This window comes from Azospirillum baldaniorum, assembly GCF_003119195.2.
GTDB classification, from domain to species: Bacteria; Pseudomonadota; Alphaproteobacteria; order Azospirillales; family Azospirillaceae; genus Azospirillum; species Azospirillum baldaniorum.
The window spans coordinates 261,259-283,438 of sequence record NZ_CP022253.1 but is presented as its reverse complement, the minus strand read 5'-3'; the positions used below and the strand labels follow the sequence as shown (position 1 = coordinate 283,438).

Below are 22,180 nucleotides of genomic sequence, written 5' to 3'. Positions count from 1 at the left end.
CATGGCCGACACCAGCTCCGCCCGCGCCCAGATCCTGGGCGGCATCCGCAAGGCGCTGAACTCCGCCGAGGGGTCGGAGGAGGCCCGCCGCCGTCTCGCCACCCACCCGCGCAACCTGATCCCGGCCCGCGCCCAGCGTCCCCACGACGAGCAGGTCGAGCTGTTCGCCGCCATGGCGACGGAGGTGTCCGCCACCGTCGAACTTCTGGGCGGGATGGCCGAGGTGCCGGGGGCGGTGGCCGACTATCTGGCCGGGCTGAACCTGCCCGCCGAGGTCCGCGTCGCCCCGGACGCCGCCCTGGACCCCATCCCCTGGGACCAGCGCGCGACCCTGACGGTGACCAAGGGTCGCGCCCGCGACAGCGACGGCGCGTCGCTGACCGGCGCCTTCGCCGGGGTGGCGGAAACCGGCACGCTGATGCTGCTGTCCGGGGCCGAGCGGCCGACCACGCTGAACTTCCTGCCCGACACCCACATCGTCGTGCTGCGGCGCGGCCAGATCGTCGGCACCATGGAGGACGCCTGGGACCGGCTGCGCGCCGCCGGGGCGACGGATGGCGGAAAGGGCGCCCTGCCCCGCACCGTCAACTTCATCACCGGGCCGTCGCGGACCGGCGACATCGAGATGCGGATCGAGCTGGGCGCCCACGGGCCGCGGCGTCTTCACATTCTGCTGGTGGAGGATTGACACGGCTGAGCGTTCAAGGGTTTATCGGAGCGTTGTCCGCGCCGGAACCCGTGTTTCACCGTGTTTGATCTGCCTCGCCCTTCGACCCGCGCGCCCGGACGGGCCGCGCCGAGGTCCCCGTCATGAGCCGCCGCCGCTCGGTCTCCACCGAGGAACGGCGGTTGTGGCGGATCGCCATGCGCGACGCGGAGCCGATGCCGGGCCGGACCGTCGAGGACCCCGATCCTCCCGCCGCCCCCGCGGGCGAGCCGGAACCGGTCGCCACCACCGCCTCCCCACCCCCCACCCTGCCGCCACGCGGCGGTGTGCCGAAGGGCGGGCGCCCGTCGCAGCCGCCGCTGAAGGTCGGCAATTTCGACAACATCGACCGCCGCACCGCCGACCGCTTCGCGCGCGGCGAGATGGAGATCGACGGGCGGATCGACCTGCACGGGATGAGCCAGGACCAGGCCCACGGCGCGCTGTCCGGCTTCGTCCGCCGCGCCTGGCACGAGGGGCGGCGCTGCGTGCTGGTCATCACCGGCAAGGGGACCTACACCGGCGGGGTCGGCGTGCTGCGCCAGTCGGTGCCGCGCTGGCTGGCCGACACCTCCCTGCGCCCGATGGTGCTGGCGGTGCGCCCAGCGCAGCCCCGGCACGGCGGCGACGGGGCGCTGTACGTCCTCGTCAAGCGGCGGCGCGACCATCATCGGTAGGACGGGGCCGCCATGACACCCTTCGGCGAACGGGTCCGCGCCTTGCGCGAGGGCAAGAGCGTGACGCTCAAGCAGATGGCGGCCGACCTGCACATCTCCTCGGCCTATCTGTCGGCGCTGGAGCATGGCAAGCGCGGCCAGCCCTCCGCCCAGCTCGTCCGGCAGATCTGCGCCTATTTCGGCATCATCTGGGACGAGGCGGAGGAGCTGGAGCGGCTGGCCGACCTGTCGCACCCGCGGGTGACGGTGGACACCGCCGGGCTCAACCCGAAGGCGACCAAACTGGCGAACCGGCTGGCCGAACGCATCCACGATCTGGACGATGGAACGCTGGACCGGCTGCTCCTTCTGCTGGACGAGGCGCCGGCCCGCGGCGGTGCGGCGGTGCGGCGGCGGGCGGTTCCACGGCGGCGGTAGAATGGTCGGTGGAAGCGTCGCAACGTCCTGATTTGCCTTGTGGGTTAATCGGTCGCACCTTCGGCGTCGGCAACCGGACGTTTCGCGTTCGCTTTCGCCGCGCTGAATCCCTTACCATCCCGTCCGGGTTGCCCCGAAGCCAGGCTTGACCAGACGGGATTATCGTATGACCGCCGAGGTCGGGTCCGTGATGCCCCAGCATGGCGTGACGGACGCCCTGTTCCGCACCATCTTCGACAGCGCGTCGGTCGGCATGGTCGTGGCCGCGCCGGACGGACGCATTCTGGCCGCCAACCCCGCCTTCGCCCACAGCCTGGGATACAGCCCGCAGGACATGACCGGCCGGCATCTGGCCGACGTCACCCACCCGGAGGACTGGGCCTGGGAAAGCCTGCGCTTCGGCCGGGTGATGGGGGGCGAAGCGGCGCCGGACCCCTTCGAGAAGCGGTTCCTGCGCGCCGACGGCGGGGTGATGCGCGCCGCCATGCGCCCGTCCTGCCTGCACGGCCCCGACGGCCGGCCGCAGGCGCTGGCCATGGTGATCGAGGACGTGACGACCGTCCGCGCCGCCGACGAGGAGCTTCAGCGCAGCGAGGCGCGCAACCGCGCCATCGTGGAACAGGCGGTCGAAACCATCCTGACCGTGGACGCCCGCGGCGTCATCCTGGCCGCCAACCAAGCGGCGGAACAGCTTCTCGGCTACGATCCGGATGAGCTGGCCGGCCGGCACATCACCATCCTGATGCCGCCGGAGGAAGCCGCGAAGCACGGCGCCTACATGCGCCGTTACAACGAGACGGGGGTGCGGCAGGTCATCGGCGTCGGGCGGGAAGTGACCGCCCTCAGGCGCGACGGCACCGCCATGGTCGTCTGGCTGTCCCTGTCGGAGATCGATCTTCCGGGATTCCACGTCTTCGTCGCGATGCTGCGCGACCTCAGCGCCTTCAAGGCCGCCGAGCAGGCGCTGATCGAGGCCAAGGAGGCGGCGGAGCTGGCCAACCGCGCCAAGACCGCCTTCCTCGCCAACATGAGCCACGAGCTGCGCACGCCGCTGAACGGCATCCTGGGCTTCGCCGACGTGATCCACCAGCAGATGCTGGGGTCGCTGGAAAACCCCATGTACGTCAACTTCGCGGCGGAGATCAAACGGTCGGGCGAGCTGCTGCTCGCCAACATCAACGACCTGCTGGAGATGGCCACCATCGAGGCCGGTCAGGTCGGCCTGGAGGAGGCGCTCTGCGACTTCCGCGACGTGGTGGTGTCCTGCGTCCGTCTGGTCGCCAAGCGGGCGGAGCGCGGCAAGCTGCACGTCGAAGCCGACATCGCCAGCGAGCTGCCGCCCCTGCTGGCCGACCCGCGGGCGCTGAAGCAGGTGTTGCTGCACCTCCTGTCCAACGCCATCAAGTTCACGCCGGAAGGCGGGCGCATCGGCGTGTCGGCCCGCGTCGATTCCGCGGGCGCCCTGGTGGCCGAGGTGTTCGACAGCGGCGTCGGCATCCCGGAGGACCGCTTGGAAACCGTTTTCCAACCCTTCTTCCAGGGCGATTCCTCGCTGGCTCGCCGGTTCGAGGGGATCGGGCTCGGCCTGTCCATCGCCAAGTCCCTGGTGGAACGGCACGGCGGCCGGCTGGAGATCCGCTCGCTGGAGGGGACCGGCACGTCGGTGGTCATCCACCTGCCTAAGGAGCGCTTCCTGACGGACTGGTGAGGTCCAGCCGGCGCGTGATCCCGATGGCGTCGAGGAAGGCCTCGTCGTGGCTGACCACCAGCAGCGCCCCGTCATAGGCGCGCAGCCCGGCTTCCACCGCTTCGATGGACTCGATGTCCAGGTGGTTGGTCGGCTCGTCCAGGATCAGCAGGGGCGGAGGGACGGCGCCGCCGAGGACGCAGGCGAGGCCGGCGCGCAGCGTCTGCCCACCGCTGAGGCTCGACACGCGCTGCAACGCGGCGTCGGCGCGGAACATGAAGCGGGCCAGCGACGCCCGGCAGGCGTTCTCCCCTTCCCGCGGGTTGAGGCGCCGGAAATTGTCCAGGATCGTTGCCGACGGATCGAGCAGGCTCACCCGCTGGTCGAGCATGACGGCGCCGGCAACGACGCGGACCGTTCCGGACCAGGGGGCGCGATGGCCGGCGACGAGCGCCAGCAGGGTCGTCTTGCCCGACCCGTTGGGTCCGGTGACGGCGACGCGCTCCGGCCCGGTGATGGTGAAGGACAGGTCGTGGACGACCGGGCTTCCCGCTTCGTAGCCAGCGGTGACGGTGTCGAGCGTCAGCACGGTCCGGCCGGGCGGAAGACCGGTGGGCGGCAGCACGACCGACAGCGGCTGAAGGACTTCGATGCGCGCGCGGGCGCCGGCCACGGCGTCGAGCGCGTCGGCCTTCTGCTGGGCGGCGCGGCGGGCGTTGTCGCCGCCGGTGGCCTCGCTGCGCTCCTTCCGTCCGCCGAGGAGGATGCGCGGCAGATCGCCTTTCGCCGCCTTCCGCTGCCCCGCCCGGTCCTTGCGCGCCTTCCGTTCGGCGGTGGCCTGCGCCGTCCGGGCCGCCTCCGCCACGCGTTTCTCGGCATCCGCCAGATCGTGGCGGGCGGCGTCGAGGGCCAGCGCCCGGGCGGCGCGGTAATGGCTCCAGTTTCCGCCGTAGCGGGTGGCGCCGAGGGTGGTCAGCTCGACGATGGCGTCCATGCGGTCGAGCAGGTCGCGGTCGTGGCTGACCACCACCGCCCCGGCCCGCCAGGAGGCCAGCAACCCGACGACCGCCTCCCGCCCCTCGCGGTCGAGATCGTTGGTCGGCTCGTCCAGCAGCAGGACATCGGGCTCCGGAAAGATCGCCGCGGCCAGGGCGGCGCGCGTGCGCTGCCCGCCCGACAGGCATGTCAGCGGCGTCTCCGGCTCCGCCTCCAGACCCACCCGGCCGAGCGCCGACCGGATGCGGCCTTCCAGCGTCCAATCCACCTCGGCCAGCGCGTCGGCGTCCGCGTCGCCCTGTTCGGCGCGGCGCAGCAGGTCCAGCATGGCGGTCGCGCCGAACAGGCCGGCGACCGTGTCGTCCGGTCTCACCGACAGGTTCTGATTCAGGATTCCCAGGCTGCCGCGGACGGACACCGTCCCGGATTGCGGGCGCAGCGCGCCCGTCATCAGCTTGAGAAGGGTCGATTTCCCGGTGCCGTTGCGTCCGACGAGCCCGGTCCGTTCAAGGCCGAACCCGAGGCTGATGTCGGAAAGGACGGAACGCCCGTCAGGCGTGGACCAGGACAGGTTCGCCAGGGTGATGGCGGGCGGTGTGATGGAAGCAGGCATGGACGCGGATTTCCCCGAAGACGAAACGAACGGACGTTGCGGTCGGGTTGAAATCCATCGTTCTGCGCATCCTGCCGTGGTGAGACGCCGGCCATCCTAAGGCCAGCCGGGCCGCCGATCAAGAAAGCCGATCAAGGCGGGTGGACTCCCATAACCCTCTCCCCGCTTTCGGCGGACCAATGGTCCGCCTGCCGCGTCAGCGCAAACTTCGTTTGCGCGTGAGCGGAAGGGAGAGGGAATCACAGATGAAATAGCCGCGCGTTGCCTTACAGAATGAACTTCGACAGGTCGGCGTTCTTGGCGAGGCCGCCGACCTGGGCGCGGACGGTCTCCGCGTCGATGGTGACGGTCTGGCCGGCCTTGTCGCTGGCGGTGAAGCTGATGTCCTCCAGCAGCCGCTCCAGCACGGTGTGCAGGCGCCGTGCCCCGATGTTCTCCACCGTGGCGTTGATCTCGGTGGCGAGGCGGGCCAGCTCGTCGATGGCGTCGTCGGTGAAGACGAGATCGACCTCCTCGGTCTTCAGCAGCGCCTTGTACTGCTTGATCAGGCTGGCTTCCGGCTCGGTCAGGATGCGGCGGAAATCCTCCTGCTCCAGCGCCTTCAGCTCGACGCGGATCGGCAGGCGGCCCTGCAGCTCCGGCAGCAGGTCCGACGGCTTGGACAGGTGGAAGGCGCCCGACGCGATGAACAGGATGTGGTCGGTCTTCACAGCACCATGCTTGGTGCTGACCGTCGTGCCCTCGATCAGCGGCAGCAGGTCGCGCTGCACGCCCTCGCGGCTGACGTCGGCGCCGCCCTTGTAGTCGGAACGGGCGGAGATCTTGTCGATCTCGTCGAGGAAGACGATGCCGTTCTGCTCGACCGCCTGGATCGCTTCCGAAACGACCTTTTCCTGGTCGAGCAGCTTGTCCGACTCTTCCGCCATCAGAACGGTGTAGCTCTCGGCGACGGACATGCGCCGGGACTTGGTGCGCCCGCCCATCGCCTTGCCGAAGATGTCGTTCAGGTTGAGCATGCCCATCTGGGCGCCCGGCATGCCGGGAATGTCGAAGGTCGGCAGGCCGCCGGCGGTGTCGGCCACCTGGATCTCGATCTCGCGGTCGTTCAGCGTGCCCTCGCGCAGCATCTTGCGGAACTTCTGCCGCGTCTCCGGGCTGGCGTTCTCGCCGCACAGCGCGTCGACCACGCGCTCCTCGGCGCGCAGCTCGGCCTTGGCGGCGACCTCCTTGCGCAGCCGCTCCTTGGTCAGGCCGATGGCGGCCTCCACCAGATCGCGGACGATCTGCTCGACGTCGCGGCCGACATAGCCGACCTCGGTGAACTTGGTCGCCTCGACCTTCAGGAAGGGCGCCTGGGCCAGCTTCGCCAGACGGCGGGCGATCTCCGTCTTGCCGACACCGGTCGGGCCGATCATCAGGATGTTCTTGGGCAGAACCTCCTCGCGCAGCCCCTCGGGGAGCTGCTGGCGGCGCCAGCGGTTGCGCAGCGCGATGGCGACCGCGCGCTTGGCCTCGTGCTGGCCGACGATGTAGCGGTCGAGTTCCGAGACGATCTCGCGCGGACTGAAGGCGGCGGTGGCGGCGGCGATGCTGGGGGCAGTCATGGTGGCGGACCCGGTCTGAGGGTTAGAGCTTTTCGAGCGTGACGTTCTCGTTGGTGTAGACGCAGATGCCGGCGGCGATCTTCATCGCCTTGCGGGCCACGGCCTCCGCGTCCAGACCATCGACGTCGACCAGCGCGCGCGCCGCCGACAGGGCGTAGGCGCCGCCGGAGCCGATGCCGATGAGGCCGTCCTCCGGCTCCAGCACGTCGCCGTTGCCGGTCAGGATCAGGCTGACGTTGCGGTCGGCCACGGCCATCATGGCCTCCAGCCGGCGCAGGTAGCGGTCGGTGCGCCAGTCCTTGGCCATCTCCACGCAGGCGCGCAGCAGCTGGCCGGGGTGCTTCTCCAGCTTGGTCTCCAGCCGCTCGAACAGGGTCAGCGCGTCGGCGGTGGCGCCGGCGAAGCCGCCCATCACCGTGCCGCCGGCGAGCCAGCGCACCTTGCGGGCGTTCGATTTCATGACCGTCTGGCCGACGGACACCTGGCCGTCGCCGGCAATGACCACCTGCCCGTTCTTGCGGACCGAGAGGATGGTGGTGCCGTGCCACTGGATGGGATCGTGGGAAGTCATCGGGACCGTGGTCTAAGGAAGAGGCGCCCGTGCCCGAACGGCCCGGCGCGACGCCGGCCGACATAGGCACATCGGAACACGGGTCTATGTGGGGGGACGGCGGGTCCCGTCAAGTCTGCCGTCACGGGCCGGTATCCCACGGAACGGATTTGACCGGGGAGAGAGCTGCGTCACCTCCACCCCCAGGCGGGCCAGCGCCTCCATCACCGGGACGAAAGCGGACAGGCCATGCGCGCCACCCGGCAGCGGACCGGAACGGGCGATGCCCAGCAGGTTGCCCGCCTCGTCCACCAGCGGGTCGCCCGGCGCCGGGTCCGGCCCGGCCAAATCGGCCTGAAGCAGCGTTGCCTCCACCTCCGGCGCGGCTTGCGGATCGGCGCGCCGGGCCGCCAGGATTCCCGGCGCCGTGTCGTCGCCCCGCTCCAGAACCGCCATCACCGGCTCGCTGACCGCCGGAACGTCCAGACGCAGCGGCGCCGCGCGCAGCCGGGCCGGCACGCGGACCAGGGCGATGCCGCCCGGAATGTCGCGCGCCATCACCGTTCCGTCCAGCGACACCCCACGGGACGGCGCGACGGTGACGGTCGCGTCCAGCCCGGCGTCGAGCGTCAGCAGAAGCGACTGGCCATCCAGTTCTCCCAGCACGATCCCTCGGCCCTTGCGCTCCGCCGGCCCGACGTGAACGGTCGCGGCGGACACGCGGGCGGTGGGATCGTCGGCGTAGCCCTGGAGCGGGTCGGTGATGCGCAGAATCAGGGTCGGGGAGCGGGCCTCCTCCAGGAAGGGAGCCGGTCCGGCGGAGGCACCGCCGGGATCGACCACCACCGTTTCGACTGCCGCGGTTGACACCCCGGCCGGGCCGCTTGAGGCACCCGGGGGCACACTTGACACTCCTGCCACCCCACTTGACACTACCGGGGACGCACTTGACGCTCCCAGCGGAGCGGTTGACACTCCTCCCCGGCCACTTGACACTATGGCGGGACCACTTGACGCTATCGCCCCGCCCCGCGACACCGCGGCGCGGAAGCCGGGGTCGGCGCCCAGCGCCTCCACCGCCGTGGCGAAGGCCTCCTCGATCAGCAGAACGTCGCCCTGCGGCACGCCGCTGTCCTTGCGGGCCACCCCCGTGGTGGTGACGCGGTGGACGAGCCGCCCCGTCACGGCGTCGTAGACCGCCCAGTCGACCCGCAGGCTGCCGATGCCGGACACCCCCTCGCTGCGGCCGGTCAGCCAGCTTCGGCGTCGGCACAGGTCGCTGTTCACCGCGCGCAGGTCGCCGCGCAGGATGTAGCGGGCGCGCTTGCGGTCGAACTCCGCCTCGTAGTCGCTGCCCTGGACACCCGCCACGTCGTAGCCGGCGTCGGCCAGAACCTCGGCGAAGCGTTCCTGGAAGGTGGAGTTCTCGTGCAGGCTGCGCCCGCTGGTCCAATAGACATCCTCGTAGGGCGGCCAGCACTCCAGCGCCCAGACATAGCGTCCCGTCACCATGCCCCGCCGCATCGAGCCGAGTGACAGGCCGTCGAAGCGGATCGGCTCCGTCGAACCGCGGGCGACAGGCGGGGATTTGCGGGTCTGCGGCAGGTCCCCGCCCATGCAGGCGGCCAGCGCCAGCAGGGCCGCGAGGGGCAAGAAGAGGCGTCCGGGCTTCGGCATGTCCGGTGGCATATCCCATTATGCGCGTTGGGCGTGTACACGGCCATGAACACACACGCATTATGCGGCATCCCGACCGACGGTCATAGGCGTTTTCGGAGGCTGCGCCTCTGGCGCGCCCGCGCGCTTCCTGATAAAACCCGGACTCATGGACCAGAGCCTTGCCAATGGCGTCCGCCGCGCCTCGATCGAGCGGAACACCACCGAAACCCGGATCCGGGTCGCCGTGAATCTGGACGGCACCGGCGTCTATGACGTGAAGACCGGCGTCGGTTTCCTCGACCACATGCTGGAGCAGCTGTCGCGCCACAGCCTGATGGACCTGACGGTGGCGGCGGAGGGCGATCTGCACATCGACGCCCACCACACGACCGAGGACAGCGGCATCGCCATCGGTCAGGCCGTGGCGAAGGCGCTGGGCGACCGCAAGGGCATCCAGCGCTACGGCCACGCCTACATCCCGATGGACGAGACGCTGACCCGCGTCGCGCTGGACTTCTCCAACCGGCCCTACCTGATCTGGAAGGTGTCCTTCAGCCGCGACAAGATCGGCGACATGGACACCGAGCTGTTCCGCGAGTGGTTCCAGGCCTTCGCCATGGCCGCGGGCGTGACGCTGCACGTCGAATGCCTCTATGGCGAGAACAACCACCACATCGTGGAAAGCTGCTACAAGGCGCTTGCCCGCGCGCTGCGGGCCGGGATCGAAATCGACCCGCGCAAGCGCGACGCCGTGCCCTCCACCAAGGGGACGCTGGGCGGCTCCCTCTAAAAAAACCGGCGGCTTCGACAAGGCCGGCGCTCTGTCACAAGGTCCTCGTTTCATGGAAACCGTTGCGCTGATCGATTACGGCTCCGGCAACCTGCGTTCCGCCGCCAAGGCACTGGAGCGCGCGGCGGCGGGGTGCCACGCCTCCTTCCAGGTCCTGGTGACCTCCGACGCCGACGCCGTGCGCAAGGCCGACCGCGTCGTCCTGCCGGGCGTCGGTGCCTTCGCCGACTGCAAGCGCGGCCTGTCGGAGGTTCCCGGCATGCTCGACGCGCTGGACGAGGTGGTGCACGGCAAGGGCCGCCCCTTCCTGGGCATTTGCGTCGGCATGCAGCTGATGGCGGAGCGCGGGCGCGAATACGGCGTGACCGAGGGGCTGGGCTGGATCAAGGGCGAGGTGGTGAAGCTGGAGCCGGCCGACCCGACGCTGAAGATCCCGCACATGGGCTGGAACGAGCTGGACATCCGCCGGGAGCACCCGCTGCTGGCCGGCCTGCCGGAGCGGGCGCACGCCTACTTCGTCCACTCCTACCGCTTCGCCGTGGAGCGGCCGGAGGACGTGATCGCCAGCGCCGATTACGGCGGGCCCTTCGCCGCGGTGGTCGGGCGCGACAATCTGGTCGGCACCCAGTTCCACCCGGAAAAGAGCCAGGAGACCGGGCTCGCCCTGGTCGCCAACTTCCTGACCTGGCGGGTCTGAGCATGACCGACGTCACGGTCGAACGCATCGACACGCTGAAGACGGGCGACCTGCACGACCTGTGCGACGCCGCCGACGACGCCGTCAAGGCCGGGGGCGGCTTCGGCTGGGTCGCCCCGCCCGCCCGCGAGATCATGGAACGCTACTGGAAGGGCGTTCTGGTGGTTCCGGAGCGCATCCTGTTCGTCGGCCGGCTGGACGGCGTCATCGCCGGCTCCGCCCAGTTGGTGAAGCCCGCCCGCAACAACGAGGCGCAGGCCCACGCCGCCACCCTGACCACCAGCTTCGTCGCCCCCTGGGCGCGCGGCCATGGCCTCGCCCGCCGCCTGACCGTGGCGGTCGAGGAGGAGGCGCGGGCGTCCGGCTTCCGCGTGCTGAACCTCGACGTGCGCGAGACCCAGACCGCGGCCATCGCGCTGTACGAGGATCTGGGCTTCCGCCGCTGGGGCACGCATCCCTTCTATGCGCTGGTGGACGGCAAAAGGCTGGCCGGACATTTCTATGTGAAAGACCTCACCCCCGACACGCTCAACGACACGCCATAGGACGAGACACCGCGATGATCATCTATCCCGCCATCGACCTCAAAGACGGTGCCTGCGTTCGGCTGCTGCGCGGCGAGATGAGCCAGGCGACCGTCTTCAACACCGAACCCGCCGACCAGGCCCGCCTGTTTGAAAGCCAGGGCTTCGAATGGCTGCATCTGGTCGATCTGAACGGCGCCTTCGAGGGCAAGCCGGTCAACGGCAAGGCGGTCGAGAGCATCCTGGGCGCCGTGGCCATTCCGGTGCAGCTGGGCGGCGGCATCCGCGACTTGAAGACCATCGCCCACTGGCTTGAGAAGGGCGTCAGCCGCGTCATCCTCGGCACCGTCGCCCTGCGCGAGCCGGAGCTGGTCCGCGAGGCCTGCCGCGAGTTCCCCGGCAAGGTCGCCGTCGGCATCGACGCGCGCGAGGGTTACGTGGCCGTCGCCGGCTGGGCCGAGACCTCGACCATCAAGGCGCTGGATCTGGCGCTGAAGTTCGAGGACAGCGGTGTGGCCGCAATCATCTACACCGACATCAACCGCGACGGCGCCATGGGCGGCGTGAACGTCGAGGCGACCTCCGACCTCGCCTTCCACCTGACCACGCCGGTGATCGCGTCGGGCGGCGTCTCCTCCATCGACGATCTGATCGCGCTGAAGAAAGAGGAGGATACCGGCATCGAGGGCGTCATCTGCGGCCGCGCGCTCTACGACGGGCGCATCGATCCGAAGACGGCGCTCGACCTGCTCTCCCCCGCTCCCGTCACCGGAAAGGCCGGCTGATGCTCAAGATGCGCGTCATCCCCTGCCTGGACGTCAAGGACGGGCGGGTCGTCAAGGGGGTCAACTTCGTCGATCTGATCGACGCCGGCGACCCCGTGGAGCAGGCCCGCGTCTATGACCGGGAAGGGGCGGACGAGCTGACCTTCCTCGACATCACGGCCAGCCACGAGAACCGCGACACCATCTACGACGTGGTGCGCCGCACCGCCGAGCAGGTGTTCATGCCGCTGACCGTCGGCGGCGGCGTGCGCACGGTCGAGGACATCCGCAAGCTGCTGCTGGCCGGCGCCGACAAGGTGTCGATCAACACCGCGGCCATCCACCGTCCGGAGTTCGTGCAAGAGGCGGCGGAAAAGTTCGGCGCCCAGTGCATCGTCGTCGCCATCGACGCCAAGCAGGTCGAGCCGGGCCGCTGGGAGATCTTCACCCATGGCGGGCGCAAGGCGACGGGCATCGACGCCATCGAGTGGGCTAAGCGCATGGAGTCCTACGGGGCCGGCGAGATCCTGCTGACCTCGATGGACCGCGACGGCACCAAGAGCGGCTTTGACCTCGCCCTGACCCGCAAGGTCGCCGACGGGCTGCGCATTCCGGTGATCGCGTCGGGCGGCGTCGGCACGCTGGACCATCTGGTGGAGGGCATCCGCGAGGGCCACGCCACGGCGGTGCTGGCGGCCTCCATCTTCCATTTCGGCACCTACACCATCGGGCAGGCCAAGGCGGCGCTCGCCGACGCCGGCATCCCGGTGCGCCCGGCGCGGCCAGTGTCTTCCACGGCGGAGGCCGCTCATGTCTGACGATAAGGCAGCCGCCACCGCCGAGGTACTGGACCGGCTCTACGCCACCGTCCAGGCGCGCAAGGGCGCCGATCCGGAGACCTCCTATACCGCCAAGCTGTTCCACCGCGGCACCGCCAAGATCGCCCAGAAGGTCGGCGAGGAGGCGGTGGAGACGGTCATCGAGGCGGTGCGTGGCGACAAGGCGGCGGTGGCCTCGGAATCGGCGGACCTGCTCTATCACCTGATGGTGCTGTGGGCCGACGCCGGGCTGGAGCCCGCCGCGGTGTGGGAGAAGCTGGCCCAGCGCGAGGGCACCAGCGGCATCGCTGAGAAGAACGCGCGCAAGGCTTGAATCGATAAAGGCGGAAGGGGAAACGACGCGATGGCCAAGACCTACGATCCGAACAACGTCTTCGCCCGCATCCTGCGCGGCGAAATCCCGTGCAAGAAGGTTCTGGAGACCGAGCACGCGCTGGCCTTCCACGACATCAACCCGCAGGCCCCGACGCACATCCTGGTGATCCCGAAGGGCGCCTACGTCGACATGGACGATTTCAGCGCCCGCGCGACGGAGGCGGAGATCGCCGGCCTGTTCCGCGCGGTCGGCGAGGTGGCGCGCGGCGCCGGCGCCGCCGAGCCCGGTTACCGCATCCTGTCCAACTGCGGCGAGGATGCGAACCAGGAGGTTCCGCACCTGCACATTCACGTCTTCGCCGGCCGCCGCCTGGGCCCGATGATTACCAAGGGGTGATCACCAAAGGGTAAGGCCTCGGCGTGGCGATCCACGTGAAACATCGTCTCGAATGGAAAGGGCGCCGGGGAAACCCTCGGCGCCCTTTTCTTTCGGTCCGGTTCTTTTTTGATTCCGGTGCCGCGCTCACACCATGGCGCGGATCTGCCGCTCCGCCGCTTCGCCGTCAATGCGGCAGTAGACGGCCTGGACGACGCTGAAGGCGCCGAAGGCGAACAGCCCGGCGGCCACCACCCCGAGCAGCCAGGGGCCGTAGGGCTGCTGCTGGAGGAACTGCAGCGCCTTGAGCAGCCCGCCGGACTCCGACGAGTCCGACTGCCACGCCGCCACCAGGAAGAAGCTGCCGACCACCGCGAAGACCAAGCCCTTGGCGGCGAAGCCGAAACGGCCGATCGGGCAGATCACCTTCATGGTGTCCGGGTCGGCGTCCAGCTCACGGCGGAAGCTGGCCTTGTAGGCCTTGATGGCGTGGGCGACGGCCGTGCCGATGATGGCGGCCCCGACCGCGGCGACCAGGACGCGCCCCATCGGCTGGGCGAGCAGCCACGCCGTCCAGTCATGGGCGGCCGCTTCGCCGTCGCCGCGCCCACCGCCCTGCCCGGCCAGCAGCTTGATGGCGAAGACCGCCAGACCCGCGTGGATCACCCCGGCGACGACGAAACCGGCGCGCACCACCAGCCCCTTGGGCGAGGTCCCGACATGGTCGACGTCCAGCACCGCCTGCATGACCCGCCACAGCGCGTAGCCGGCCAGACCGAGCGCGGTCAGCGCGAGCAGGACCGAACCAAAGGGGTTCTGGAACAGCTCGACCAGCGCGCCCTTGGTGTCGGTCGGCCGGTTGCTGCCATAGGCCGCCGTGACGGCGAACCAGCCGACGATCAGATAAACGAGGCCGCGCGCGGCGTAGCCGAGCCGCGCCAGCCCTTCGATTTCGTTGAGCCTGTCGATTTGCCGTTGCAGCGGGGTCATGGCCCCCTCCCCCCGTGTGTCAACCAGAGCCGCCGTTGGCCAGAACGACCAGGATCGGCGATGGTTGACACAACCGAAGCCGCTGCGCTTCGGTTCCTCGGCGGGGGAAAGAGGCGGTGGTCAGCTTGCCGGGGCGACGGTCTTCGGCAGCAGGACGTAATACTCTCCGGCGCTCTTCATCACGCCGGCCTTCGCCTCCGCCTCCGGACCGTGGCCCCAGAAGACGTCGCCGCGGACCGGGCCGCGGATGGCCCCGCCGGTGTCCTGGGCGATCAGCAGGCGGCGCAGCCGCGTCTGGGCGTCCAGCGGGTCCTCGGCGTCCAGCCAGACCGGCACGCCGTAGGGCAGGAACTTGGAATCGACGGCGAGGCTGCGCCCCGGCGTCAGCGCGACGTTCTGGGCGCCGTTCGGCCCCTCCCCCTTCAGCTCCTGGAAGAAGACGTAGGAGGGGTTCTTGTTCATCAGCGCCGCCGCCTCGCCGGGGTTGGCCTGCAGCCAGGCGCGGATGGTCTGGAGCGACACCTCCTCGCGCTTCAGGGCGCCGCGGTCGATCAGCTCCCGCCCGATGGCGACGTATTTGTGGCCGTTCTGGGCGGCGTAGCCGACGCGCGTCTCCGTCCCGTCGGGGAAGCTGACCCGACCCGACCCCTGGATGTGCAGGAAGAAGGTGGCGATGGGGTCCTGCAGCCAGACCAGCTCCAGCCCCTTGCCGCTGAGCGCCCCGGCCTCGATGGCCGCGCGGTCCTCGAAGGGCTTCAGCCGCCCGGCGGTGACGCGCCCGGCGATGCGCTCGCCCTTCCAGCGGTCGGCGAACTCACCGAGATCGACCATCACCAGATCGGCGGGACGCTTGTAGAGCGGCACCGGAAAGGCCGGGTCCGGCGTCCGGCTGCCCTTCAGCTCGACCTCGTAATAACCGGTGAAAAGGCCGCGCCGCTCCGCGTTGTTGGCCGCGACATAGGGGGTGAACCACGTCTCGAAATAGGCGCGGGCCGCCGCGTCGTCGCCGGGCGGCAGCTTGGCCAGCTCGGCGCAAGGCGCCTGCCAGTCGGCCGCCTTGCCACCGACACCGTCCGGGCCGATGGAGCGGTCGGCGGCCAGCGCCCTGACCTTCGCGCAGGAGCGCTGGAAAGCCGGGACGGCCTCCGCCACGCGGTCGGCGCTCCAGCCGGGCAGCGCCGTGAAGGCGACCGGGGTGAGGACCAGCTTCTCGGGCGGCGGGGGCGGCGGCGCCTTGGCCTCCTCCTCCTTCCGCTCGCAGCCAATGAGAAACGCCGCGGCAAGGACTGCCGCGGCGCTGAGACGAACAACCGGAAGAGAGAACATCAGAACCGATCGGTCATTGAGGGGTGCGGGTCTCGACGAGCGCCCAGTTCGGATCGCCGGCGCGGGTGTTGCGGGCGAAGGTCCAGACGTCCACGGCCTCGACCACGCTGTTCGGATCGCCGTCCACCACGGCGCCGGCGCTGTTGCGCACGACGTTCATCTGCTCCGACACGAACTTCACGGTGACCAGGGCGGTGCGGCCGTCCATGCGGGCCTCCACCACGTCGGCGTCGGTGATCGTCTCGATGCGGGTTTCCAGAGTCTCGCCGGCCGACTGGCGCTCGCGCACCGCACGGGCGAAGTTGTCGTAGACCTCGTCCGAGAGCAGCGGGCGCAGGGTGGCCGTGTCGCCCTTGGCGAAGGCCTCCACGATCATCTGGAAGGCGCCGCGGGCGCCCTGCAGGAAATACTTCTCGTCGAAGCTGGGGTCGGCGGCCTTGATCTGCTCCAGCGCGGTGGCCAGCGACACCGGCTCGTCGGGCGACGGGGCGGCGTTCGGCACGGGCCGCTCGCGGTTGGGCATCGCCACCACGTTGTCGGGCTGGTTGTTGGGGCGGGCCGTGAAGGGGTTCGGCCGCTGGCGTTCCTCACCGGTGCGGCGGCCGAGCACGCTGCGCAGCCGGTACACGAGAAACGCCGCGATCATCGCGAAGATCAGGATCTCGACGAACACAAACCCATCTCCCATCATCCATCCTTCCGGGTGACTGAAGGCCGGCCCCGAAATCACCGGCCCCGCTTGATCCACTACTGGACCCTCCGGCGGGTGAGCATTAAGTGTACCGGAACGGTGCCGGGACCAAGTCCCTGCTCGCTCTCTCCGCCGAGGATTCCACCCGATGACCCGTGCCGGAGCTGTTCTTCCAACCAAAGATCGGGTGCGTACCCTGGTGTAGATAGGCCCTTGGGGTTGAAAGAGCAAGGACGGCCATGAATCCACTGTTGCTGTTGTTCCTTCTGCTGCCGATTGCGGAAATCGCGACCTTCATCGAGGTCGGCGACTGGATCGGCGCCGGTCCGACGGTCGGGCTGGTCATCCTGTCCGCCATCCTCGGGTCCGTGTTGATCCGCTGGCAGGGCCTGTCCGTGCTGAAGCGCGCGCAGCAGGCGGCGGAGCGCGGCGAAAGCCCGGTCGGCGCCGTGTTCGAGGGATTCTGCGTCGTCGTCGCCGGTCTGCTGCTGATCATCCCCGGCTTCCTGACCGACATCGTCGGAATCCTGCTGTTCGTGCGCCCGATCCGCAACGCCCTGGGCCGCTGGCTGTTCGACCGTATGAAAGGCGCTACCTCCTTCCAGATGCATGGCCGCATGGGCGGTCAGGCGGGCGGCCAAGGCTGGAACGCCGGCAATCCGAACGGCCCCCACGGCGGGCCGCGCAACCGCCCGCCGCCGGGCGTGATCGACGTCGAATACCAGGAGGTCGACCCCGACGGCGGCCGCCCGGGAAGCGCCGGTCCGTCGGACCGCGACGGTCCGGACGACATGCCGAAGCTCGGTGACTCCCGCTGGGCGCCGCCCGGTTCGCCCCACCGCAACGACCGCGGGTGAAACGCACCGGTTTCACTTTGTGGAGCCCGCGGTTCCGTGCTAGCCAGCGGGTCTTGAAGACCTTTCCATCGTGATGCCGCCCCGCGGCCAGGAGTTGTCCATGTCCGATCAGCAGATCAACGGTCAAGATCAGGAAGCCGCCTCGTCGCTGCCGATGCATGTGCTGGCGCAGTATGTGAAGGACCTGTCCTTCGAGAACCCCAACGCGCCGCAGAGCCTGCTGCCCGGCCAGCCGCAGCCGCAGGTCAACATCGGCGTGGACGTGCAGGTTCAGCCGATGGGCGAGGACGTCTACGAGGTCGTGCTGAAGCTGCATTGCGAGGCCAAGCAGGCCGAGGCGACCGCCTTCCTGGTCGAGGTCGCCTATGGCGGCCTGTTCCAGCTTCCGGGCCTGCCGCAGGAGCATCACCGCCCGGTGCTGCTGATCGAGGCGCCGCGGATGCTGTTCCCGTTCGCCCGCGCCATCGTGGCCGGCTGCACCCAGGACGGCGGCTTCCCGCCGCTGATGATCAATCCGATCGACTTCGTCGACCTGTACCGCCGCCAGACCGCCGGCCAGCAGACCCAGGCCGAAGAGACGCCGCAGTCGCCGTTCTGATACGGCGGTTGTGACGGCAGCGTTCTGATCCGGGCCATCGGTTTCGGACAAACAAAAAGGCGGGAGGCTCCACTGGGGCCTCCCGCCTTTTTTGTGCCCTCCCCCGCCCTTCGACCGGACGGGGGAGGCGCGGTTCCGAACTATTGGTTCATGGACTCGAAGAATTCCGAGTTCGACTTGGTGTGCTTCAGCTTGTCGACCAGGAAGTCCACCGCATCGGTCACGCCCATCGGCATCAGGATGCGGCGCAGGATCCACATCTTGGAGATGGTGCCCTTGTCGACCAGCAGCTCCTCCTTGCGGGTGCCCGACTTGGAGATGTCGATGGCCGGGAAGGTGCGCTTGTCGGAGAGCTTGCGGTCCAGCACGATCTCCGAGTTGCCGGTGCCCTTGAACTCTTCGAAGATCACCTCGTCCATGCGGCTGCCGGTGTCGATCAGCGCGGTCGCGATGATGGTCAGCGAGCCGCCCTCCTCGATGTTGCGGGCCGCACCGAAGAAGCGCTTCGGGCGCTGCAGCGCGTTGGCGTCCACGCCGCCGGTCAGCACCTTGCCCGAGGAGGGAACGACGGTGTTGTAGGCGCGGGCCAGACGGGTGATCGAGTCCAGCAGGATGACCACGTCGCGCTTGTGCTCGACCAGCCGCTTGGCCTTCTCGATGACCATCTCGGCGACCTGGACGTGGCGCGTCGCCGGCTCGTCGAAGGTGGAGCTGATGACCTCGCCCCGCACGGAGCGGGCCATGTCGGTCACCTCTTCCGGGCGCTCATCGATCAGCAGGACGATCAGATAGGCTTCCGGATGGTTGGTCGCGATGGAATGGGCGATGTTCTGCAGCATCACGGTCTTGCCCGTGCGCGGCGGGGCGACGATCAGCCCGCGCTGGCCCTTGCCCAGGGGCGCCACGAGGTCGATGATGCGGCCCGTGTAGTTCTTCTTGGTCGGGTCGTCGACTTCCATGCGCAGCCGCTCTTCCGGATAGAGCGGGGTCAGGTTGTCGAAGTTGATGCGGTGGCGGACCTTGTCCGGCGCATCGAAGTTGATCGTGTTGACCTTGAGAAGAGCGAAGTAGCGCTCGCCGTCCTTGGGCGCGCGGATCTGCCCCTCGACCGTATCGCCGGTGCGCAGGCTGAAGCGGCGCACTTGGCTGGGGCTGACGTAGATGTCGTCGGGGCCGGGAAGATAGTTGGCCTCCGGCGAGCGCAGGAATCCGAAGCCGTCCTGAAGAACCTCGAGCACGCCGTCGCCGTAGATCGGAACATCGTTTTCCGCCAGCTGCTTGAGGATGGCGAACATCATGTCCTGCTTGCGCAGCGTGCTGGCGTTCTCGATCTGCAGTTCCTCCGCGAACGCCAGCAGTTCGGCGGGGCTCTTGCACTTCAGCTCTTGGAGATGCATGGGGGTGCCTTAAGGGAATCGGTCATGCGAGGGGGAGTGCCAGAGGTCCCGGGCCGGCGCAGGGTGCGTCGGTTGAGCGTCGAACGGCGCTGAAGGCTGGGAATGCCTGTCGGACGTCGCGCCCAGATCGTTGGGGAGGGACGGAACGGCGGATGTGGGATGGGTGCCCGCGAGGCTTGCCGCCCCGTGGTGGGAAAGATGGTTAGCGGAACGCCGTCTGCAAGTCAAATGAAAGCGAATTCTTGGAAACGGTGCGGAATCTTGCGCGTCTTCGTCCGGGTCACGATGCCGCATCCCCTGTTATCCAGGCCACCGGGCCACGACCTGGACGTTCAGGACAGAAACGGTTTGGTTGACATCATGAGCCCGCATGACCGTTCCGGACCCGGAACCATCGTTGCTCCCGAAGCCTCCACCGCCCCCCTGCCCTGGCACGCCCAGCCCCCGGACCAGGCCGTGGCCGCGCTGGACAGCCCCGACGACGGGCTGACGCCCGACGAGGCGGCGGAGCGCCGGCGGCGGTACGGCCCCAACCGGCTGACCCCACCGCCCCGCCGGTCGGCGCTGATGCGCTTCCTGGCGCAGTTCGACAACCTGCTGATCTATGTGCTGATCGGCGCGGGGGTCGTCACGGTCCTGCTGGGCGAGTTCGTGGACGCCGCGGTGATCGCCGGCGTCGTGCTGATCAACGCCGCCATCGGCTATGTCCAGGAAGGCAAGGCGGAGCAGGCGCTGGACGCCATCCGCAGCATGCTGTCGCCGCAGGCAGTGGTTCTGCGCGGCGGCCATCAGGTTGCCGTCCCGGCGGAGGATCTGGTGCCCGGCGACCGGGTGCTGCTGGCCTCGGGCGACAAGGTGCCAGCGGACCTGCGGTTGGTCCGCGTCAAGGGCTTGCGCATACAGGAGGCGGCGCTGACCGGGGAATCCGTGCCGGTCGCCAAGAGCGCCGACGCGGTGGCCGTGGACGCTCCCCTGGCGGAGCGCGGCGGCATGGCCTATTCCGGCACGCTGGTGGCCCAGGGACAGGCCAACGGTGTCGTGGTGGCCACGGGGGACCGGACGGAACTGGGCCGCATCGGCACGCTCCTGGCGGGCGTGGAGGAGCTGACCACGCCGCTGCTCGCCCAGATGGCGGTCTTCGGGCGGTGGCTGACCATCGGCATCCTGGCGCTGACCGCGCTGACCTTCCTCTACGGTTCGCTGGTCCAGGGGGAGCCCTGGCCGGAGATGGTCATGGCCGCGGTCGGTCTGGCGGTGGCGGCGATTCCGGAAGGGCTGCCGGCGGTGATGACGATCACGCTGGCCATCGGCGTCACCCGCATGGCCCGGCGCAACGCCATCATCCGCCGCCTGCCGGCGGTGGAGACGCTGGGTTCGGTCGGGATCATCTGCTCCGACAAGACCGGCACGCTGACCCGCAACGAACTGGTCGTGCAGACCGTGGTGACCACGGCGGGCGATTGCGCGGTGACCGGCACCGGCTACCGCCCCGAGGGCGAGTTCCGCCGCGACGGCAAGGCCCTGGACCCCGCCGCCGATCCCGTGCTGACCGAGCTGGCCCGCGCCGCCCTGCTGTGCAACGACGCCGAGCTTCAGCGCGGTGAGGAGGGCTGGACGGTGGCCGGCGACCCGACCGACGGCGCCCTGCTGGCGCTCGGCATGAAGGCCGGGCTGGACGCGCGGGAGGAGGCCGCCCGTCGCCCACGTACGGACGTCATCCCCTTCGAATCCGAACACAAGTACATGGCCACCCTGCACCACGACCATGAGGGGCACGGGCTGCTGTACGTCAAGGGCGCGCCGGAGCGTGTGCTGTCCATGTGCGCGCACGTACGGGCCGCGGATGGCGGCAGCGCGCCGCTCGACGCCGCCCACTGGCTGGCGCGGGTGGAGGAACTGGCGGCGGGCGGCCAGCGCGTCCTGGCGCTCGCCGCCCGCCCCGCTTTGCCCACCCAGACCGTGCTCGACATGGACGACCTGCGGGAGGGGCTTACCCTGCTCGGCCTGTGCGGCTTCATCGACCCGGCCCGCGAGGAGGCGGTGGCGGCGGTGGCCGAGTGCCAAGCGGCGGGAATCCGGGTGAAGATGATCACCGGCGACCACGCCGGCACCGCTCAGGCCATCGGGCGGCAATTCAACCTGTCGGGCGACGCGGTGTCGGGAACCGAGCTGGACCGGCTGGACGACGCGGCGCTGGTCGCCGTGGCGCGCGACGCCGACGTCTTCGCCCGCACCACGCCGGAGCACAAGCTGCGCCTCGTCCGCGCGCTCCAGACGGCGGGCCACACGGTCGCCATGACCGGCGACGGGGTGAACGACGCCCCTGCCCTGAAGCGCGCCGACGTCGGCGTCGCCATGGGCTGCAAGGGGACGGAGGCCGCGAAGGAAGCCGCCAGCATGGTGTTGGCCGACGACAACTTCGCCTCCATCGCCCACGCCGTGGAGGAAGGGCGCACCGTCTACGACAATCTGCGCAAGACGATCCTGTTCATGCTGCCGACCAACGGCGCCCAGGCGCTGGTGATCCTGGTCGCGGTGCTGGCCGGCTACACGCTGCCGATCACCCCGGTCCAGATTCTCTGGGTCAACATGGTGACGGCGGTGACGCTGGGTCTGGCGCTGGCCTTCGAGCCGCCGGAGGCCGCGGTGATGACGCGCCCGCCCCGCCCGAAGGACGAGCCGATCCTGCCCGGCTTCCTGATCGGGCGCATGGTGCTGGTGATGGCGCTCCTGGTCGCCACCAGCTTTGGATTCTTCCTGCTGCACGAGGGCCACGGCGACCCGACGCCGGTCGCCCGCACCATGGCCGTCAACGCGCTGGTGATGGGGGAGATCTTCTTCCTGCTGAACGCCCGGGCGATCACCGCCTCGGTGATGAACCGGCGGGGGCTGTTCGGCAGCCGCCCGGTGTGGATCTCCATCGGGCTGATGCTGGTCTTCCAGCTCGCCTTCACCTACGCCCCGCCCCTGCAGAGCCTGTTCGGCACGGCGGCGGTGCATTGGACCCAGTGGGTGGCCATGACGGCGGCCGGTCTGGCGATCTTCCTGGCCGTGGAGGCGGAGAAGGCGGTCACCCGCCGGGTGATGGGGCGGCGGGGCTGACCGCC

At 69.6% G+C, this 22,180-nt stretch carries 22 protein-coding genes; 14 read left to right on the top strand and 8 right to left on the bottom strand.

Annotated features, from left to right (window positions below; all coding sequences use genetic code 11):
- Position 1 precedes the first annotated feature (1 nt).
- The 4 genes from Sp245p_RS01260 to Sp245p_RS01245 all read left to right on the top strand — a co-directional run bounded on the left by Sp245p_RS01260 (position 2) and on the right by Sp245p_RS01245 (position 3,508).
- The gene (locus Sp245p_RS01260) at positions 2–688 is read left to right on the top strand and encodes a LutC/YkgG family protein (protein ID WP_014238894.1); all 687 of its coding nucleotides are present in this window, start codon (positions 2–4) and stop codon (positions 686–688) included.
- Between the two features lie 122 nt (positions 689–810).
- Positions 811–1,383: a Smr/MutS family protein gene (locus tag Sp245p_RS01255; RefSeq protein WP_014238896.1), complete on the top strand. Its 573-nt coding sequence runs from the start codon at positions 811–813 to the stop codon at positions 1,381–1,383.
- Between the two features lie 12 nt (positions 1,384–1,395).
- Positions 1,396–1,800: a helix-turn-helix domain-containing protein gene (locus Sp245p_RS01250; protein WP_014238897.1), complete on the top strand. Its 405-nt coding sequence runs from the start codon at positions 1,396–1,398 to the stop codon at positions 1,798–1,800.
- Between the two features lie 166 nt (positions 1,801–1,966).
- Positions 1,967–3,508: a PAS domain S-box protein gene (locus Sp245p_RS01245; protein ID WP_014238898.1), complete on the top strand. Its 1,542-nt coding sequence runs from the start codon at positions 1,967–1,969 to the stop codon at positions 3,506–3,508.
- Here Sp245p_RS01245 and Sp245p_RS01240 read toward each other — a convergent pair.
- The 4 genes from Sp245p_RS01240 to Sp245p_RS01225 form a co-directional block, all read right to left on the bottom strand.
- Positions 3,480–5,096, bottom strand: a complete 1,617-nt coding sequence (locus Sp245p_RS01240; RefSeq protein WP_014238899.1) for an ABC-F family ATP-binding cassette domain-containing protein — start codon at positions 5,094–5,096, stop codon at positions 3,480–3,482. The two genes, Sp245p_RS01245 and Sp245p_RS01240, sit on opposite strands and share 29 nt — an antisense overlap.
- 266 nt (positions 5,097–5,362) lie before the next feature.
- Positions 5,363–6,700 (bottom strand): ATP-dependent protease ATPase subunit HslU, encoded by a 1,338-nt coding sequence (hslU, locus tag Sp245p_RS01235; RefSeq protein ID WP_014238901.1) that lies wholly within the window; start codon positions 6,698–6,700, stop codon positions 5,363–5,365.
- A 22-nt stretch (positions 6,701–6,722) separates the two neighbouring features.
- Positions 6,723–7,271: an ATP-dependent protease subunit HslV gene (hslV, locus tag Sp245p_RS01230; RefSeq protein WP_014238902.1), complete on the bottom strand. Its 549-nt coding sequence runs from the start codon at positions 7,269–7,271 to the stop codon at positions 6,723–6,725.
- An 84-nt stretch (positions 7,272–7,355) separates the two neighbouring features.
- Positions 7,356–8,903: a S1C family serine protease gene (locus Sp245p_RS01225; RefSeq protein ID WP_129557138.1), complete on the bottom strand. Its 1,548-nt coding sequence runs from the start codon at positions 8,901–8,903 to the stop codon at positions 7,356–7,358.
- Positions 8,904–9,075: 172 nt separating this feature from the next.
- Here Sp245p_RS01225 and hisB point away from each other — a divergent pair, with 172 nt between their 5' ends.
- The 7 genes from hisB to Sp245p_RS01190 are packed head-to-tail and all read left to right on the top strand — an operon-like array spanning position 9,076 to position 13,235.
- Positions 9,076–9,699 (top strand): imidazoleglycerol-phosphate dehydratase HisB, encoded by a 624-nt coding sequence (gene hisB / locus Sp245p_RS01220; protein ID WP_014238904.1) that lies wholly within the window; start codon positions 9,076–9,078, stop codon positions 9,697–9,699.
- Between the two features lie 52 nt (positions 9,700–9,751).
- Complete coding sequence (gene hisH / locus Sp245p_RS01215) at positions 9,752–10,396, top strand: imidazole glycerol phosphate synthase subunit HisH (RefSeq protein WP_014238905.1); 645 nt, start codon at positions 9,752–9,754, stop codon at positions 10,394–10,396.
- A 2-nt stretch (positions 10,397–10,398) separates the two neighbouring features.
- Positions 10,399–10,941, top strand: coding sequence for a GNAT family N-acetyltransferase (locus tag Sp245p_RS01210; protein ID WP_014238906.1), 543 nt, complete (start codon positions 10,399–10,401; stop codon positions 10,939–10,941).
- Positions 10,942–10,955: 14 nt separating this feature from the next.
- Positions 10,956–11,705 carry a 1-(5-phosphoribosyl)-5-[(5-phosphoribosylamino)methylideneamino]imidazole-4-carboxamide isomerase gene (gene hisA, locus Sp245p_RS01205; protein WP_014238907.1) on the top strand — a complete coding sequence of 250 codons (750 nt, stop codon included), beginning with the start codon at positions 10,956–10,958 and terminating at the stop codon, positions 11,703–11,705.
- On the top strand, positions 11,705–12,502 hold the full coding sequence (gene hisF / locus Sp245p_RS01200) for an imidazole glycerol phosphate synthase subunit HisF (protein WP_014238908.1): 798 nt from the start codon (positions 11,705–11,707) through the stop codon (positions 12,500–12,502). Before hisA ends, hisF begins: the two co-directional genes overlap by 1 nt.
- A complete protein-coding gene (locus Sp245p_RS01195) occupies positions 12,495–12,836 on the top strand; it encodes a phosphoribosyl-ATP diphosphatase (RefSeq protein WP_014238909.1) in 342 nt (113 codons plus the stop codon). The genes hisF and Sp245p_RS01195 overlap by 8 nt, the downstream gene beginning before the upstream one ends.
- A 30-nt stretch (positions 12,837–12,866) precedes the next feature.
- Entirely contained in the window at positions 12,867–13,235 is a 369-nt protein-coding gene (locus Sp245p_RS01190) for a histidine triad nucleotide-binding protein (protein WP_014238910.1), read from the top strand.
- 126 nt (positions 13,236–13,361) lie between these two features.
- Here the strand turns inward: Sp245p_RS01190 and Sp245p_RS01185 are convergent, their stop codons facing one another.
- From Sp245p_RS01185 to Sp245p_RS01175, 3 genes are all read right to left on the bottom strand, one after another.
- Positions 13,362–14,204, bottom strand: coding sequence for a DUF1206 domain-containing protein (locus Sp245p_RS01185; protein WP_014238911.1), 843 nt, complete (start codon positions 14,202–14,204; stop codon positions 13,362–13,364).
- Between the two features lie 120 nt (positions 14,205–14,324).
- Entirely contained in the window at positions 14,325–15,530 is a 1,206-nt protein-coding gene (gene mltA, locus Sp245p_RS01180) for a murein transglycosylase A (protein ID WP_014238912.1), read from the bottom strand.
- 13 nt (positions 15,531–15,543) lie between these two features.
- Positions 15,544–16,218 carry a Tim44/TimA family putative adaptor protein gene (locus Sp245p_RS01175; protein ID WP_035670305.1) on the bottom strand — a complete coding sequence of 225 codons (675 nt, stop codon included), beginning with the start codon at positions 16,216–16,218 and terminating at the stop codon, positions 15,544–15,546.
- A gap of 242 nt (positions 16,219–16,460) precedes the next feature.
- On the opposite strand from Sp245p_RS01175, the gene Sp245p_RS01170 reads away from it, so the two are divergent.
- Both Sp245p_RS01170 and secB read left to right on the top strand, forming a co-directional pair.
- On the top strand, positions 16,461–17,078 hold the full coding sequence (locus tag Sp245p_RS01170) for an FxsA family protein (RefSeq protein ID WP_014238915.1): 618 nt from the start codon (positions 16,461–16,463) through the stop codon (positions 17,076–17,078).
- Between the two features lie 100 nt (positions 17,079–17,178).
- A complete protein-coding gene (gene secB / locus Sp245p_RS01165; RefSeq protein ID WP_014238916.1) occupies positions 17,179–17,676 on the top strand; it encodes a protein-export chaperone SecB in 498 nt (165 codons plus the stop codon).
- Positions 17,677–17,816: 140 nt separating this feature from the next.
- Here secB and rho read toward each other — a convergent pair whose 3' ends face one another.
- Positions 17,817–19,073 carry a transcription termination factor Rho gene (gene rho, locus Sp245p_RS01160; RefSeq protein WP_014238917.1) on the bottom strand — a complete coding sequence of 419 codons (1,257 nt, stop codon included), beginning with the start codon at positions 19,071–19,073 and terminating at the stop codon, positions 17,817–17,819.
- Between the two features lie 360 nt (positions 19,074–19,433).
- On the opposite strand from rho, the gene Sp245p_RS01155 reads away from it, so the two are divergent.
- Positions 19,434–22,175 carry a cation-transporting P-type ATPase gene (locus Sp245p_RS01155; RefSeq protein WP_109138569.1) on the top strand — a complete coding sequence of 914 codons (2,742 nt, stop codon included), beginning with the start codon at positions 19,434–19,436 and terminating at the stop codon, positions 22,173–22,175.
- The last annotated feature ends 5 nt before the right edge of the window (positions 22,176–22,180 follow it).

Excerpts from the sequence above, each read along its gene's own strand:
- Sp245p_RS01260 (WP_014238894.1), top strand. The coding sequence starts at position 2 with ATGGCCGACACCAGCTCCGCCCGCGCCCAGATCCTGGGCGGCATCCGC.
- Sp245p_RS01255 (WP_014238896.1), top strand. The coding sequence starts at position 811 with ATGAGCCGCCGCCGCTCGGTCTCCACCGAGGAACGGCGGTTGTGGCGG.
- Sp245p_RS01250 (WP_014238897.1), top strand. The coding sequence starts at position 1,396 with ATGACACCCTTCGGCGAACGGGTCCGCGCCTTGCGCGAGGGCAAGAGC.
- Sp245p_RS01245 (WP_014238898.1), top strand. The coding sequence starts at position 1,967 with ATGACCGCCGAGGTCGGGTCCGTGATGCCCCAGCATGGCGTGACGGAC.
- Sp245p_RS01240 (WP_014238899.1), bottom strand. The coding sequence starts at position 5,096 with ATGCCTGCTTCCATCACACCGCCCGCCATCACCCTGGCGAACCTGTCC.
- hslU (WP_014238901.1), bottom strand. The coding sequence starts at position 6,700 with ATGACTGCCCCCAGCATCGCCGCCGCCACCGCCGCCTTCAGTCCGCGC.
- hslV (WP_014238902.1), bottom strand. The coding sequence starts at position 7,271 with ATGACTTCCCACGATCCCATCCAGTGGCACGGCACCACCATCCTCTCG.
- hisB (WP_014238904.1), top strand. The coding sequence starts at position 9,076 with ATGGACCAGAGCCTTGCCAATGGCGTCCGCCGCGCCTCGATCGAGCGG.
- hisH (WP_014238905.1), top strand. The coding sequence starts at position 9,752 with ATGGAAACCGTTGCGCTGATCGATTACGGCTCCGGCAACCTGCGTTCC.
- Sp245p_RS01210 (WP_014238906.1), top strand. The coding sequence starts at position 10,399 with ATGACCGACGTCACGGTCGAACGCATCGACACGCTGAAGACGGGCGAC.
- hisA (WP_014238907.1), top strand. The coding sequence starts at position 10,956 with ATGATCATCTATCCCGCCATCGACCTCAAAGACGGTGCCTGCGTTCGG.
- hisF (WP_014238908.1), top strand. The coding sequence starts at position 11,705 with ATGCTCAAGATGCGCGTCATCCCCTGCCTGGACGTCAAGGACGGGCGG.
- Sp245p_RS01195 (WP_014238909.1), top strand. The coding sequence starts at position 12,495 with ATGTCTGACGATAAGGCAGCCGCCACCGCCGAGGTACTGGACCGGCTC.
- Sp245p_RS01190 (WP_014238910.1), top strand. The coding sequence starts at position 12,867 with ATGGCCAAGACCTACGATCCGAACAACGTCTTCGCCCGCATCCTGCGC.
- Sp245p_RS01185 (WP_014238911.1), bottom strand. The coding sequence starts at position 14,204 with ATGACCCCGCTGCAACGGCAAATCGACAGGCTCAACGAAATCGAAGGG.
- mltA (WP_014238912.1), bottom strand. The coding sequence starts at position 15,530 with ATGTTCTCTCTTCCGGTTGTTCGTCTCAGCGCCGCGGCAGTCCTTGCC.
- Sp245p_RS01175 (WP_035670305.1), bottom strand. The coding sequence starts at position 16,218 with ATGGGAGATGGGTTTGTGTTCGTCGAGATCCTGATCTTCGCGATGATC.
- Sp245p_RS01170 (WP_014238915.1), top strand. The coding sequence starts at position 16,461 with ATGAATCCACTGTTGCTGTTGTTCCTTCTGCTGCCGATTGCGGAAATC.
- secB (WP_014238916.1), top strand. The coding sequence starts at position 17,179 with ATGTCCGATCAGCAGATCAACGGTCAAGATCAGGAAGCCGCCTCGTCG.
- rho (WP_014238917.1), bottom strand. The coding sequence starts at position 19,073 with ATGCATCTCCAAGAGCTGAAGTGCAAGAGCCCCGCCGAACTGCTGGCG.
- Sp245p_RS01155 (WP_109138569.1), top strand. The coding sequence starts at position 19,434 with ATGAGCCCGCATGACCGTTCCGGACCCGGAACCATCGTTGCTCCCGAA.